General features: G+C 58.0%; 17 protein-coding genes and 1 pseudogene. 16 read left to right on the plus strand and 2 right to left on the minus strand.

Annotated features, from left to right (window positions below):
* Position 1 precedes the first annotated feature (1 nt).
* Positions 2–1,297 (plus strand): tyrosine-type recombinase/integrase, encoded by a 1,296-nt coding sequence (locus AB6V08_RS09435; RefSeq protein ID WP_368542413.1) that lies wholly within the window; start codon positions 2–4, stop codon positions 1,295–1,297.
* Between the two features lie 26 nt (positions 1,298–1,323).
* Here the strand turns inward: AB6V08_RS09435 and fliE are convergent, their stop codons facing one another.
* Positions 1,324–1,638, minus strand: a complete 315-nt coding sequence (gene fliE / locus AB6V08_RS09440; protein WP_368542414.1) for a flagellar hook-basal body complex protein FliE — start codon at positions 1,636–1,638, stop codon at positions 1,324–1,326.
* Between the two features lie 228 nt (positions 1,639–1,866).
* On the opposite strand from fliE, the gene fliF reads away from it, so the two are divergent.
* The 14 genes and pseudogenes from fliF to rcsA all read left to right on the plus strand — a co-directional run bounded on the left by fliF (position 1,867) and on the right by rcsA (position 13,412).
* Positions 1,867–3,546 (plus strand): flagellar basal-body MS-ring/collar protein FliF, encoded by a 1,680-nt coding sequence (gene fliF, locus AB6V08_RS09445; protein ID WP_368542415.1) that lies wholly within the window; start codon positions 1,867–1,869, stop codon positions 3,544–3,546.
* A complete protein-coding gene (gene fliG / locus AB6V08_RS09450; protein ID WP_089599455.1) occupies positions 3,539–4,537 on the plus strand; it encodes a flagellar motor switch protein FliG in 999 nt (332 codons plus the stop codon). The genes fliF and fliG overlap by 8 nt, the downstream gene beginning before the upstream one ends.
* Positions 4,530–5,237, plus strand: coding sequence for a flagellar assembly protein FliH (gene fliH, locus AB6V08_RS09455; protein WP_368542416.1), 708 nt, complete (start codon positions 4,530–4,532; stop codon positions 5,235–5,237). The genes fliG and fliH overlap by 8 nt, the downstream gene beginning before the upstream one ends.
* Positions 5,237–6,607, plus strand: coding sequence for a flagellar protein export ATPase FliI (gene fliI / locus AB6V08_RS09460; RefSeq protein ID WP_368542417.1), 1,371 nt, complete (start codon positions 5,237–5,239; stop codon positions 6,605–6,607). Before fliH ends, fliI begins: the two co-directional genes overlap by 1 nt.
* 21 nt (positions 6,608–6,628) lie before the next feature.
* Positions 6,629–7,072: a flagellar export protein FliJ gene (gene fliJ, locus AB6V08_RS09465; RefSeq protein WP_014170734.1), complete on the plus strand. Its 444-nt coding sequence runs from the start codon at positions 6,629–6,631 to the stop codon at positions 7,070–7,072.
* Positions 7,069–8,310, plus strand: a complete 1,242-nt coding sequence (fliK, locus tag AB6V08_RS09470; RefSeq protein ID WP_368542418.1) for a flagellar hook length control protein FliK — start codon at positions 7,069–7,071, stop codon at positions 8,308–8,310. The genes fliJ and fliK overlap by 4 nt, the downstream gene beginning before the upstream one ends.
* Before the next feature lie 106 nt (positions 8,311–8,416).
* Complete coding sequence (fliL, locus tag AB6V08_RS09475) at positions 8,417–8,887, plus strand: flagellar basal body-associated protein FliL (RefSeq protein ID WP_368542419.1); 471 nt, start codon at positions 8,417–8,419, stop codon at positions 8,885–8,887.
* Positions 8,888–8,891: 4 nt separating this feature from the next.
* Complete coding sequence (gene fliM / locus AB6V08_RS09480; protein ID WP_368542420.1) at positions 8,892–9,896, plus strand: flagellar motor switch protein FliM; 1,005 nt, start codon at positions 8,892–8,894, stop codon at positions 9,894–9,896.
* Positions 9,893–10,306 carry a flagellar motor switch protein FliN gene (gene fliN, locus AB6V08_RS09485; protein WP_368542421.1) on the plus strand — a complete coding sequence of 138 codons (414 nt, stop codon included), beginning with the start codon at positions 9,893–9,895 and terminating at the stop codon, positions 10,304–10,306. Before fliM ends, fliN begins: the two co-directional genes overlap by 4 nt.
* Positions 10,307–10,308: 2 nt before the next feature.
* A complete protein-coding gene (gene fliO, locus AB6V08_RS09490) occupies positions 10,309–10,683 on the plus strand; it encodes a flagellar biosynthetic protein FliO (protein ID WP_368542422.1) in 375 nt (124 codons plus the stop codon).
* Positions 10,683–11,420: a flagellar type III secretion system pore protein FliP gene (gene fliP, locus AB6V08_RS09495; RefSeq protein ID WP_368542423.1), complete on the plus strand. Its 738-nt coding sequence runs from the start codon at positions 10,683–10,685 to the stop codon at positions 11,418–11,420. The genes fliO and fliP overlap by 1 nt, the downstream gene beginning before the upstream one ends.
* Before the next feature lie 10 nt (positions 11,421–11,430).
* Positions 11,431–11,700, plus strand: a complete 270-nt coding sequence (gene fliQ / locus AB6V08_RS09500; RefSeq protein ID WP_003859587.1) for a flagellar biosynthesis protein FliQ — start codon at positions 11,431–11,433, stop codon at positions 11,698–11,700.
* A 7-nt stretch (positions 11,701–11,707) separates the two neighbouring features.
* Positions 11,708–12,500 (plus strand): annotated as a pseudogene (fliR, locus tag AB6V08_RS09505) (flagellar biosynthetic protein FliR); the annotation flags it as partial.
* A gap of 288 nt (positions 12,501–12,788) precedes the next feature.
* Positions 12,789–13,412: a transcriptional regulator RcsA gene (gene rcsA, locus AB6V08_RS09510; RefSeq protein ID WP_368542425.1), complete on the plus strand. Its 624-nt coding sequence runs from the start codon at positions 12,789–12,791 to the stop codon at positions 13,410–13,412.
* 103 nt (positions 13,413–13,515) lie between these two features.
* Here rcsA and dsrB read toward each other — a convergent pair whose 3' ends face one another.
* On the minus strand, positions 13,516–13,704 hold the full coding sequence (dsrB, locus tag AB6V08_RS09515; protein WP_003859583.1) for a protein DsrB: 189 nt from the start codon (positions 13,702–13,704) through the stop codon (positions 13,516–13,518).
* Between the two features lie 128 nt (positions 13,705–13,832).
* On the opposite strand from dsrB, the gene yodD reads away from it, so the two are divergent.
* Positions 13,833–14,060, plus strand: a complete 228-nt coding sequence (gene yodD / locus AB6V08_RS09520; RefSeq protein ID WP_368542426.1) for a YodD family peroxide/acid resistance protein — start codon at positions 13,833–13,835, stop codon at positions 14,058–14,060.
* Positions 14,061–14,202 lie beyond the last annotated feature (142 nt).

Below are 14,202 nucleotides of genomic sequence, written 5' to 3' on the forward strand. Positions count from 1 at the left end.
AATGGCTAAGTCAGCATACCCAACAGGCGTGGAGAATCATGGCGGAACGCTCCGCATATGGTTCATCTATAAAGGCAGCCGGGTACGTGAAAGCCTCGGCGTGCCGGATACACCAAAAAACAGGAAAGTCGCTGGCGAGCTGCGCGCGTCAGTGTGCTTTTCGATAAAGACCGGAAACTTCAACTATGCAGCGCAATTTCCTGACTCGCCGAACCTGAAAAGGTTTGGGGTAGAGAGTAAGGAAATCACCGTGCTTGAGCTGGCGAACAAATGGCTTGAGCTGAAACGCATGGAAATCAGCACCAATGCGATGTCTCGCTATTCATCTATAGCGCGCAACATGGTGCCAAGGATCGGCGGGGACAGGCTGGTATCTGCGGTGACGCAGGAAGACCTACTGTTTATAAGAAAGGAATTGCTGACCGGTTATCACACGCTGAAAATCGGGCAGAAAACGCCGGTTAAAGGCCGCTCAGTAAGAACGGTCAACAACTACATGAAGATCATGGGCGGGATGTTTAAGTTTGCCTCTGACAGCGGGTATGTCCGGGTAAACCCGTTCACCGGGATCGCCATGCTTAAGCGGTCACGATGCGAACCCGACCCGCTGACGCGCGACGAGTTTGTCAGGATGATTAACGCTTGCGCCCACCAGCAGCTGAAAAACATGTGGTCGCTGGCCGTTTACACCGGTGTGCGCCACGGCGAACTCGTGTCTCTGGCCTGGGAAGATATCGACCTGAAAGCGGGTACGATGATGATCCGCCGGAACCATACGTTAACGAAGGAGTTCACCCTTCCGAAAACGGAGGCCGGGACGGACCGTATTATCAACCTCATTCAGCCGGCTATAGACGTGCTGAAGAGCCAGGCCGAATTAACACGCCTGGGTAAGCAATATCAGGTTGAGGTGAAACTGCGCGAATATGGCCGTATTGATGTGCATCCGTGCACGTTCGTGTTCAACCCGCAAATCGCATCACGTAATGGCCGTGCAGGGCATCATTACGCAGTGGGGTCGATTAACCAGTCGTGGGAAGCGGCAATGCGACGCGCCGGGATTCGCTATCGCAGAGCATACCAGTCCCGACACACGTATGCATGCTGGTCATTGGCTGCCGGCGCCAACCCTAACTTCATCGCGAAGCAAATGGGCCACACCGACGCGCAAATGGTTTACCGGGTGTACGGATCATGGATGGCTGAAAATAACCAGGACCAGGTACTCATCCTCAACCAGAAACTTAGCGAGTTTGCCCCATCCATGCCCCACGCAGTGGGATCGGATGGTTATTAATTATAAATTTCATTAGGTTAGTTAACCTAAACCTGCATGCCCATCACTTCCTGATAAGCCGACACCAGCTTATTCCTTACCTGGATCCCCATCTGCAGCGACACGGACGCTTTTTGCAAATCGGTCATCACATCGTTAAGCGCCACGCCCGGCTCGCCGAGGGTGAATTTTTCCGCCTGGGTGCGCGCCGCGGTCTGGGTGTCGCTGATGCGGTCAAGCGCCGCGTGCAGTTGTCCGGCGAAGCTGATGGTCGGCTGCTGCTCTGCCACGTTCTGATTGCGGGCCGTCATCGCCGTTGCCTGCAGCTGACCGATCACCCCTTCAATGCCCTGTATAGCCATGACTTTCCCCTGGATGGTTTTTTACGCGGTCAAGACTAACAGCTTGTCAATAAGATAAAGGCGGTAAATAGCGTTAAAAAACCAGGTTATTTGACGCATAGAAAATCCCGAATCGTCAAATAATGGCAGGGCCATAAGTATGGAACTTTTGTCGTGTTTGCCGACCCGGGAGTCAGTTTTGTTTCTCTACACGAATAACGTAAACCACCAGGATTTAAGAGGTGTGCAATGAGTGCGACAGCATCGACAGCACCGCAAAATAAATCACTCGAGTGGATGAACCGCCTTCGCGCGAACCCTAAAATCCCGTTGATCGTGGCAGGCGCTGCCGCAATTGCGATTCTTGTCGCGATGGTCCTGTGGGCGAAAAGCCCTGACTACCGCACCCTTTACAGCAATCTTTCCGATCAGGATGGCGGTGCCATCGTCACCCAGCTGACCCAGATGAACATCCCCTATCGCTTTGCCGATAACGGCGGTGCGCTGGAGGTTCCGGCGGATAAAGTTCACGAATTACGCCTGCGCCTGGCGCAGCAGGGTCTGCCGAAGGGCGGCGCGGTCGGTTTCGAACTGCTGGATCAGGAAAAGTTCGGTATCAGCCAGTTCAGCGAGCAGGTGAACTACCAGCGCGCGCTGGAAGGCGAGCTGGCCCGCACCATTGAAACGCTAGGCCCGGTTAAGAGCGCCCGCGTTCACCTGGCGATGCCTAAACCCTCTCTGTTTGTCCGCGAACAAAAGTCTCCGTCTGCGTCCGTCACCGTTAACCTCGAACCCGGCCGCGCGCTGGACGAGGGGCAAATCAGCGCGGTCACGCACCTGGTCTCCAGCGCCGTGGCCGGCTTACCGCCGGGCAACGTGACGCTGGTCGATCAGAGCGGGCATCTGCTGACGCAAAACAACAGCGCCGGCCGCGACCTGAACGATGCGCAGCTGAAATACGCCGCAGACGTTGAAGGCCGCCTGCAGCGCCGCATCGAAGCCATTCTTGGCCCGGTCGTGGGTAACAGCAACGTTCACGCGCAGGTGACCGCCCAAATCGACTTCTCGAATAAAGAGCAAACGGAAGAGCAGTACAGCCCGAACGGGGATGCGTCTCAGGCCGTGATGCGTTCGCGCCAGATCAACTCCAACGAGCAGATTGGCGGCCAGTATCCTGGCGGCGTGCCGGGCGCGCTCTCTAACCAGCCTGCTCCGGCCAACGCGGCACCCATTTCCACGCCTCCGGCTAACCAGCAGAACGGTCAGCAGGCCAACCAGCAGACGACGTCGACGGCGAACAACAGCGGCCCGCGCACCACCAGCCGCAACGAAACCACCAACTACGAAGTCGACCGTACCATTCGCCACACCAGGCTGAACGTGGGCGATATCCAGCGTCTTTCCGTCGCGGTGGTGGTGAACTACAAAACCCTGCCGGACGGCAAGCCGCTGCCGCTGACCGCAGATCAAATGAAGCAGATCGAGGACCTGACCCGCGAGGCGATGGGCTACTCAGAAAAGCGTGGCGATACCCTCAACGTGGTCAACTCGCCGTTCAGCGCGGTTGATGAAACCGGCGGTGAACTGCCGTTCTGGCAACAGCAGGCGTTTATCGATCAGCTGATGTCTGCCGGCCGCTGGCTGCTGGTGCTGATTGTCGCGTGGCTGCTGTGGCGTAAGGGCGTTCGTCCTCAGCTCCAGCGTCGTGCCGCCGCAGAGAAAGCCGCGCTTGAGCAGATGAACTCGCGTCAGGAAGTGGAAGAAGCCGTTGAGGTTCGCCTGAGCAAGGACGAACAAATGCAGCAGCGCCGCGCGAACCAGCGCATGGGTGCTGAGGTGATGAGTCAACGTATTCGCGAAATGTCAGATAACGATCCGCGCGTGGTAGCGCTTGTCATCCGCGGGTGGATGGGTAACGAACATGAGTAACACGCTTACAGGTACCGATAAAAGCGTCATCCTGCTGATGACCATTGGCGAAGATCGTGCGGCAGAGGTGTTCAAACACCTCTCCCAGCGCGAGGTTCAGATCCTCAGTGCGGCGATGGCGAACGTGCGCCAGATTTCCAATAAGCAGCTGACCGAAGTGCTGGCGGAGTTTGAGCAGGAAGCCGAACAGTTTGCCGCGCTCAACGTCAACGCCAACGAATACCTGCGCTCCGTGCTGGTCAAGGCGCTCGGCGAAGAGCGCGCTGCCAGCCTGCTGGAAGATATTCTGGAAACCCGCGATACCGCCAGCGGCATCGAAACGCTCAACTTTATGGAGCCGCAGAGCGCCGCCGACCTTATTCGCGACGAGCATCCGCAGATTATCGCCACCATTCTGGTGCATCTCAAACGCGGCCAGGCGGCGGATATTCTGGCCCTGTTCGAGGAGCGTCTGCGTCACGACGTGATGCTGCGTATCGCCACCTTCGGCGGCGTCCAGCCGGCGGCGCTGGCGGAGCTGACCGAAGTGCTGAACAACCTGCTCGACGGCCAGAACCTCAAGCGCAGCAAAATGGGCGGCGTGAGAACGGCGGCGGAGATCATCAACCTGATGAAAACCCAGCAGGAAGAAGCGGTTATCACCGCCGTTCGCGAGTTCGACGGCGAGCTGGCGCAGAAAATTATCGACGAGATGTTCCTGTTCGAGAACCTGGTCGAAGTGGACGATCGCAGCATCCAGCGCCTGCTTCAGGAAGTGGATTCCGAATCGCTGCTTATCGCCCTCAAAGGCGCCGAACAGCCGCTGCGCGAGAAGTTCCTGCGCAACATGTCCCAGCGCGCCGCCGACATCCTGCGCGACGACCTTGCCAACCGCGGCCCGGTGCGTCTGTCTCAGGTGGAGAACGAACAGAAAGCAATCCTGCTTATCGTTCGTCGTCTGGCGGAAACCGGCGAGATGGTAATCGGCAGCGGAGACGATACCTATGTCTAATGAGCTGCCGTGGAAGCGCTGGACGCCGGACGATCTGGCCCCTCCTCTCACCGAGTTCACCCCTGCCGTGATGGCGTCCGACGAGGGCGACGCCGAGGCAGAGCCCCCTGCGCTCAGCGAAGAAGAGCAGCGCGCGCAGATGCTGGCGCAGCTGCAAATGCAGGCCCACGAGCAGGGCTTTAACGCGGGGATGAACGAAGGACGGCAGAAAGGCCAGGAGCAAGGCTATCAGGAAGGCCTGGCGAAAGGCTTAGAGCAAGGCATTGAGCAGGCGCGCCAGCAGCAGGCGCCGCTTCATGCCCGAATGCAGCAGCTGGTCAGCGAATTTCAGCACACGCTGGACGCGCTGGACAGCGTGATTGCCTCGCGCCTGATGCAAATGGCGCTTGAGGCCGCGCGTCAGGTGATTGGCCAGACGCCAACGGTAGATAACTCGGCGCTGATCAAGCAAATCCAGGGCCTGCTCCAGCAGGAGCCGCTGTTCAGCGGCAAGCCGCAGCTGCGCGTTCACCCGGACGATTTACAGCGCGTGGAGGAGAGCCTCGGAGCTACCCTCAGCCTGCACGGCTGGCGGCTGCGCGGCGACCCGTCCCTGCACCACGGCGGCTGCAAAGTCTCCGCCGATGAGGGCGATCTCGATGCCAGCGTGGCCACCCGCTGGCAGGAACTGTGCCGCCTGGCGGCGCCGGGAGTCGTCTGATGACCGCGCGCCTCACCCGCTGGCTCAACACGCTCGATAACTTTGAAACCAAAATGGCGCAGCTGCCGTCCGTTCGTCGCTATGGTCGCCTGACCCGCGCCACCGGGCTGGTGCTGGAAGCCACAGGCCTGCAGCTTCCGCTCGGCGCGACCTGCGTGATTGAGCGCCAGGACGGGGTGGAAACCCGCGAAGTGGAAAGCGAAGTGGTGGGCTTTAACGGCCAGCGCCTGTTCCTGATGCCCCTTGAAGAGGTGGAAGGCATTCTGCCCGGCGCGCGCGTGTATGCAAAAAATTATGCTGGCGACGGTCTGCAAAGCGGCAAACAGCTGCCGCTTGGCCCGGCGCTGCTGGGGCGCGTGCTGGACGGCGGCGGTAAGCCCCTCGACGGCCTGCCCTCCCCCGACACCACCGAAACCGGGGCGCTGATCACCCAGCCGTTTAACCCGCTGCAGCGTACCCCTATCGAGCACGTGCTGGACACCGGCGTGCGCCCGATCAACGCCCTGCTCACCGTCGGTCGCGGGCAGCGTATGGGCCTGTTCGCGGGCTCCGGCGTGGGTAAATCGGTGCTGCTCGGGATGATGGCGCGCTACACCCAGGCCGACGTGATCGTCGTGGGGCTGATCGGCGAGCGCGGTCGCGAAGTTAAAGACTTTATCGAAAACATTCTCGGCGCCGAAGGCCGCGCCCGCTCGGTGGTGATTGCCGCGCCTGCGGACGTGTCGCCGCTGCTGCGTATGCAGGGCGCCGCCTACGCCACCCGCATCGCCGAAGATTTCCGCGACCGCGGACAGCACGTGCTGCTGATCATGGACTCCCTGACCCGCTACGCGATGGCCCAGCGTGAAATCGCGCTGGCGATCGGCGAACCGCCCGCCACCAAAGGCTATCCCCCGTCGGTGTTTGCCAAGCTGCCCGCGCTGGTTGAGCGCGCGGGTAACGGCATCAGCGGCGGCGGCTCGATTACCGCGTTTTACACGGTGCTGACCGAAGGCGATGACCAGCAGGATCCCATTGCCGACTCCGCGCGCGCGATCCTCGACGGCCACATCGTGCTGTCCCGCCGTCTGGCGGAGGCCGGGCACTATCCGGCTATCGATATTGAAGCCTCAATCAGCCGTGCGATGACGGCGCTGATTACCGAGAAGCACTACGCCCGCGTGCGTAACTTCAAGCAGCTGCTCTCCAGCTTCCAGCGCAACCGCGATCTGGTGAGCGTGGGCGCGTATGCCAAAGGCAGCGACCCGATGCTCGACAAAGCGATTGCGCTCTGGCCGCAGCTGGAGGCGTTTTTGCAGCAGGGCATTTTTGAACGTGCCGACTGGGAAGATTCGATTCAGGCTCTGGAGCTGATTTTCCCGCAGGTGTAACACAGGTGGAGGGCGAAGGTCATGGCGCAAAACAGCGCGTTATCAACGCTAAAAGATCTGGCTGAAAAAGAAGTTGATGATGCCGCATTGCAGCTTGGCGCAATGCGACGCGGGTGCCAGCAGGCTGAAGAACAGTTGAAGATGTTAATCGACTATCAGCATGAGTATCGCACCAACCTCAATACCGACATGACGCAGGGCATTGGTAGCCAGCGCTGGATCAACTATCAGCAGTTTATCCAGACGCTGGAAAAGGCGATCGAACAGCACCGCCAGCAGCTAAACCAGTGGACCCAAAAGGTCGATACCGCGCTGAACTTCTGGCGCGAGAAAAAACAGCGGCTACAGGCCTGGCAAACCTTACAGGACCGGCAGATAGCGGCAACGACCCTGGCGGAAAACCGCCTGGATCAGAAGAAAATGGATGAGTTTGCCCAGCGCGCATCAATGAGGAAACCTGAATGATCACACTGCAACAACTGCTGATGACCGACAGCGACGCGTCAGGCGGCACGCAGACCGGGAAAGGCGCCGAGGGTGCGCAAGACTTTCTCTCGCTGCTGGCGGGCGCCCTGACGGACGCCACCGGACAGGGCAAAGATGCGCCCCTCACGCTCGCCGACCTGAAGGCAGCCGGAGGCAAGCTGTCGAAAGCGGCGCAGGAAAAAAGCGGCGATACCACGCTGCAGGCGAAAATTGCCGACCTGCTCTCGCGTCAGACAACGCTCGCGACCGATGAGACCGCGCAGACGACGTCGCTGCAAAGCCTCGTGTCCGGCCTGATGCCCGCCACCCACGGCGATGCGCTGAAAAGCCTGACCTCCGCGGCGGCGAAAGAGGACGGCAAAACCGATCTCAGCGAAGAGGAGCTGGCGGGACTCAGCGCCCTGATGGCGATGCTGCCGCACCAGCAGGCTTCTGCTCCGGCAGCGGCAGCGGCGCAGACGACCAGCGTTGACGGGGTTTCACCGAAAACCCTCGCCGCCTCTGCCCTCGCCCAGACCGGCACCGGGCAACAGCCGGCGCTGAGCACCGCGGCGTCCGGGCATGAAAAAGCGCAGCCGCAGTTTCAGCCGCTGACGCAAAGCGCGGATAATACCCCTGCCAGCGCACCGCTGACGCCAGCCGTCGCCGTGACCGCGGAGAAACAGGATCTGGCCGCGCAGCCTTCGGCCACCAGCCCGACCGCCACGCTGGCCCCGATCCTCGGCAGCCATACCCCCTCTCAGCCTGCCGCCACGGTAGCCACCGCGCCGGTATTAAGCCAGCCGCTGGGCACCCACGAATGGCAGCAGAACCTGAGCCAGCACATCACGCTGTTCACCCGTCAGGGGCAGCAAACGGCGGAGCTGCGCCTGCACCCGGAAGATCTCGGCCAGGTGCATATTTCGCTTAAGCTTGACGATAACCAGGCGCAGCTGCAGATGGTCTCCGCGCACAGCCACGTGCGCGCCGCCCTGGAAGCCGCGATCCCGGTTCTGCGCACCTCGCTTGCGGAAAGCGGGATCCAGCTTTCACAGAGCAGCGTCAGCAGCGAGAGCTTCTCAGGCCAGCAGCAGCAGTCGGCTTCTCAGCAGCAGCACCAGGCCTCCCGCTCCGGCCAGCAGGGTGGATTTAACGAAGAAAGCGATGAGCTACTGCCCGTCCCTGCGTCACTGCAATCCGCCGCCCGTGGAAACGGTGCCGTCGACATCTTTGCCTAAACGCCAGAGGTAACGTGATTATCCCCGTCTTTTCCACGCTTTGAGATAGGGCGGACACGGGATAATCACTTTATTAAGCTGTACCGAAACAGGAAGCTCGTATCAGATGACTGACTCCGCTATCACCAAAAAAAGTAAGCGTTCCATCTGGATCCCGCTGCTGGTGTTGATCACGCTCGCGGCCTGCGCTACCGCAGGCTATAGTTACTGGCGAATGCAGCAGGAACCGAACACCGCTGCTGCCAAAGCTGAACCGCCACCGCCGCCGGTTCCGGTCTTCTTCCCGCTGGATACCTTTACCGTCAACCTGGGCGATGCGGATCGTGTACTTTACATCGGCATTACGCTGCGCCTGAAAGACGAAGCAACGCGTTCTCGTCTGAACGATTACCTCCCTGAAGTGCGTAGCCGCCTGCTGCTGCTGTTCTCGCGTCAGGACGCCTCTACCCTTGCCACCGATGTAGGCAAGCAAAAGCTGGTCGATGCCATCAAGCAGACGCTGGCCACGCCGCTGGTAAACGGTCAACCTAAGCAGGAAGTCACTGACGTTCTGTATACAGCCTTCATTCTGCGGTAACGACATGGGCGACAGTATTCTTTCTCAGGCAGAAATCGATGCGCTGCTCAACGGCGACAGCGATAAAAATGACGATCCGCAGCCGGGGCTGACGGGCGATGACAACATTCGTCCCTATGACCCGAATACCCAGCGTCGCGTGGTGCGCGAGCGCCTGCAGGCGCTGGAGATCATCAACGAGCGTTTTGCGCGTCAGTTCCGTATGGGGCTGTTTAACCTGCTGCGCCGTAGCCCGGACATCACTGTCGGGGCGATCCGCATTCAGCCGTACCACGAGTTTGCCCGCAACCTGCCGGTGCCGACCAACCTTAACCTGATTCATCTGAAACCGCTGCGCGGCACCGGGCTGGTGGTCTTCTCGCCAAGCCTGGTCTTCATCGCGGTGGATAACCTGTTCGGCGGCGACGGGCGTTTCCCGACCAAAGTCGAGGGACGCGAGTTCACCCACACCGAACAGCGCGTGATTAACCGCATGCTGAAGCTGGCGCTGGAGTCGTACAGCGACGCGTGGAAGGCGATTAACCCGCTTGAAGTGGAGTACGTGCGTTCCGAGATGCAGGTGAAATTCACCAATATCACCACCTCCCCGAACGATATCGTGGTTAACACCCCGTTCCACGTGGAGATCGGCAATCTGACCGGTGAGTTCAATATCTGTCTGCCGTTCAGCATGATTGAGCCGCTGCGCGAGCTGCTGGTGAACCCGCCGCTGGAAAACTCCCGCCATGAAGATCAGAACTGGCGTGAAAACCTGGTGCGCCAGGTTCAGCACTCCCAGCTTGAGCTGGTGGCGAGCTTTGCCGACGTTCCGCTGCGGCTGTCTCAGATCCTGAAATTACAACCCGGCGACGTTCTGCCGATAGAAAAACCCGACCGCATTATTGCCCACGTCGATGGCGTGCCGGTACTGACAAGCCAGTACGGCACCATAAACGGCCAGTATGCGTTACGCGTTGAGCACTTGATCAACCCGATATTGAATTCGCTGAATGAGGAACAGCCCAAATGAGTGACATGAACAATCCGTCCGATGAAAACAGCGGAGCACTGGACGATCTGTGGGCTGAGGCGTTAAACGAGCAAAAAGCACCGCCTGCCAAAAGCGCGGCGGATGCGGTCTTCCAGCAGCTGGGCGGCGGCGACGTCAGCGGCACGCTGCAGGATATTGACCTGATTATGGATATCCCGGTCAAGCTGACCGTGGAGCTGGGCCGTACCCGCATGACCATTAAAGAGCTGCTGCGCCTGACGCAGGGTTCCGTTGTGGCCCTCGACGGGCTGGCCGGTGAGCCGCTGGATATCCTGATCAACGGCTATCTGATTGCCCAGGGTGAAGTCGTGGTCGTCGCGGATAAATACGGCGTGCGTATCACCGACATCATCACCCCGTCCGAACGTATGCGTCGTCTGAGCCGTTAAGCATGAAAACCGAGGCAACAGTATCACAGCCCTCTGCCGTACCCGGTTCGCCCCTGCTCCAGGTGAGCGGCGCACTGGTAGGTATTATTGCCTTTATTCTTATCGCCGCGTGGCTGGCGAAGCGCTTCGGCCTGGCGGGTAAAACCGCCGCCGCGCGCGGCCTTAAGGTCAGCGCCAGCACCACCCTGGGCCCGCGCGAGCGCGTGGTCATTGTGGATGTGGACGACGCGCGGCTGGTGCTGGGCGTGACCGCCTCAAACATCAGCGTATTACACAAGCTGCCGCCTGCGCCCGCCACCGACGACGCCGGCGCAGAACCCCCAGCGGATTTCCAGTCCGTGATGAAGAGTTTGCTTAAGCGTTCCGGGAGATCCTGATGCGCCGTTTGTTATCCCTTACGCTTGCGGGCATCGCCCTGTTCGCACCTTCCGTCTATGCACAGCTTCCGGGCCTGGTCTCAACCCCGATTGCCGGGGGCGGACAGAGCTGGTCGCTGCCCGTGCAGACGCTGGTGTTTATCACCTCGCTGACCTTTATCCCGGCGATTTTGCTGATGATGACCAGCTTCACCCGCATCATCATCGTCTTTGGCCTGCTGCGAAACGCCCTCGGCACCCCTTCCGCACCGCCGAACCAGGTGCTGCTGGGGCTCGCGCTGTTTCTGACCTTCTTTATTATGTCGCCGGTCATCGACAAGATTTACACCGACGCCTATCAGCCATTCAGCGAAGACAAAATTTCAATGCAGGACGCCCTGGAGAAAGGCGCTCAGCCGCTGCGCGAATTTATGCTGCGCCAGACCCGCGAGGCCGATTTAGCCCTGTTTGCCCGCCTGTCGAACACCGGTGAACTCCAGGGGCCGGAAGCGGTGCCGATGCGCATCCTGCTGCCGGCCTACGTCACCAGCGAGCTGAAAACCGCATTCCAGATTGGCTTTACCATCTTTATTCCGTTCCTGATTATCGACCTGGTGATCGCCAGCGTGCTGATGGCGCTGGGGATGATGATGGTGCCCCCGGCAACCATCGCCCTGCCCTTTAAGATCATGCTCTTCGTTCTGGTGGACGGCTGGCAGCTGCTGGTCAGCTCGCTGGCGCAGAGTTTCTACAGCTGAGGAGCGCGCGATGACACCCGAATCGGTCATGATGATGGGCACGGAAGCGATGAAGGTCGCAATTGCCGTTGCCGCGCCGCTGCTGCTGGTGGCGCTGGTGACCGGCCTGATCATCAGTATCTTGCAGGCCGCCACGCAGATTAACGAAATGACGCTGTCGTTCATCCCGAAAATCATCGCGGTGTTCGTAGCGATCATCGTTGCCGGGCCGTGGATGCTGAACCTGCTGCTGGACTACATGCGTAACCTGTTCACCAACCTGCCGTACATCATCGGCTGATATCGCGATGCTGCACATCACCAGCGATCAATGGGTTCAGTGGGTCAGCCTTTACTTCTGGCCGCTGCTGCGCGTCATGGCGCTCATCTCCACCGCCCCGCTGTTAAGCGAAAAATCGATTCCGAAGCGGGTCAAGGTGGGGCTTGGGATCGTCATCACCGTGATTATCGCCCCGTCGCTGCCGCCGGTGGATATTCCCATTGTCTCCGCTAACGCCATCTGGGTGGCGATGCAGCAGGTGATGATCGGCGTTGCCGTGGGCTTTACCATGCAGCTGGCCTTTGCCGCCGTGCGTACCGCCGGGGAGCTTATCGGCCTGCAGATGGGCTTATCCTTCGCCACCTTCGTTGACCCGGGCAGCCACCTGAACATGCCGGTGCTGGCGCGCATTATCGATCTGCTGGCGATGCTGCTGTTTCTGTCGTTTAACGGCCACCTGTGGCTCATTTCAATGCTGGTGGACACCTTCCACACCCTGCCGATTGGCGAGTCGCCGGTTAACAGCAACGCCTTCCTGGCGCTGGTGCGCGCCGCGGGGCTCATTTTCCTCAACGGCCTGATGCTGGCGCTGCCGATCATTACCCTGCTGTTAACCGTTAACCTGGCATTAGGGTTATTGAACAGAATGGCACCGCAGCTATCGGTATTTGTTATCGGTTTCCCGGTCACCCTGACGGTCGGTCTTTTATTAATGTCATTGTTAATGCCGCTTATCGCTCCGTTCTGTGAACATTTATTCAGCGAGATATTCAACCTCTTAGCGGATATTGTCAGCGAACTGCCCCGCAAATAATAACCCGCACTATTCATATTGTTTCTCTGAGGATATTCCTAAAATAAAACTCGAAAAACATCTACCAGGATATATCTGACGCGGTTTAATTGTTTCTAACCACCTCACAATACTTAATATTTACTTTACTTTAAGATGATTCCTGGCAAATTATACGTAACTTTACGGGATAGTGAGTCCGCCTGAAAGACTTTGTCATGCTCACAGGTTTATTACGTTTTTCCATCCCGTATGGCTGTTTTTGAGCTCTCAGGCAGATGGTGAATTATCGTTACGCATTGAGTGAGGGTATGCCATGTCAACGATCATTATGGATTTATGCAGCTACACCCGGCTAGGGTTAACCGGGTACCTGGCAAGCAGAGGGGTAAGAAAGAGAGAAATCAACGATGCACACACCGTTGACGAACTTGCAGCCGCTTGTGAACAATTCAAGCCAGGCGTGGTGTTTATTAATGAGGACTGTTTTATTCACGATCCAGCCAACAGTCAGCAAATTAAGCAAATCATTAATCAGCATCCTGAAACCCTGTTTATTGTTTTTATGGCGATTGCCAATATTCATTTTGACGAATATTTGTTAGTCCGTAAAAATTTATTGATCAGTTCTAAATCGATTAAACCCGAGTCGCTGGATGACATTTTGGGTGATTATTTGAATAAAGAAGTCAAAAATGTAGGTGCGGTTAACTTGCCCACGCTATCATTAAGCAGAACTGAATCAAGCATGTTAAGAATGTGGATGGCAGGACAAGGGACAATTCAGATCTCTGACCAGATGAATATCAAAGCAAAAACCGTATCGTCACACAAAGGAAATATTAAAAGGAAAATTAAAACGCATAATAAGCAAGTGATCTATCACGTCGTCCGCCTGACCGATAATGTGACGAACGGCATTTTCGTCAATATGCGCTAGTCTGATTTTTACCTTCGTACCCTACCCTTGATCTCTGGCCTGGCCAGAGATTTTCGCTTTTAAGGACTGATGTCGGGCAGAGAGCGTGCCGCCCGACAGCCTGCTACTCCGCGGTTTCCACAAATATCCCATCCGGATGCCCCAGTTCGTTAAAGAACCAGATTCCGAGCGGGTAGTCTTCCAGCGACACCAGGTACATTGTGCCTTCATTAAACTCTTCTATTGCCAGCACCACGCCAGGGCGGCGCGGCCCACCGTCCGTTTTGACGGTTACCCGATCGTTGACCTTCATAGCTTCCTCCTGTGGTTTTGAGCCAGTGTAGAACAAATCTTAAAAAGTCACATCGCCGCCCCGCGCGAATGGCGTTTTTGTGTGCGGTCTATACTTACGGGTGGACACGAACGAACGAGGTATCCGCAATGAAGACCGACAAAGAGTACAGCGACACCATCAAACGCGAGGTTGAAGTGGACGTCGATGCCCTGCTTGCCGCCATTAACGAAATCAGCGAGGCCGACGTGCGTCGCGCTGAGGATGGTTCCGATAAAGTTATGGTTAACGGAAGGGATTACCACACCTACCGCGAGCTGGCCGAGGCCTTTGAACTCGATATCCATGACTTCAGCGTGTCTGAAGCGAACCGTTAGGCGAAAAAAATCCCGGTCATGGGGATGGCCGGGATCAAACTTGCTTATGCAAGAAGCACTTGAAAATTCGTTACACCAGGAAATCTGATGTGCCAACCACACTATCCTCAACAATTTTGCCTGACAAGTAATTATTCTCACT

The organism is Enterobacter soli (assembly GCF_964208575.1).
Lineage (GTDB): Bacteria > Pseudomonadota > Gammaproteobacteria > Enterobacterales > Enterobacteriaceae > Enterobacter > Enterobacter soli_A.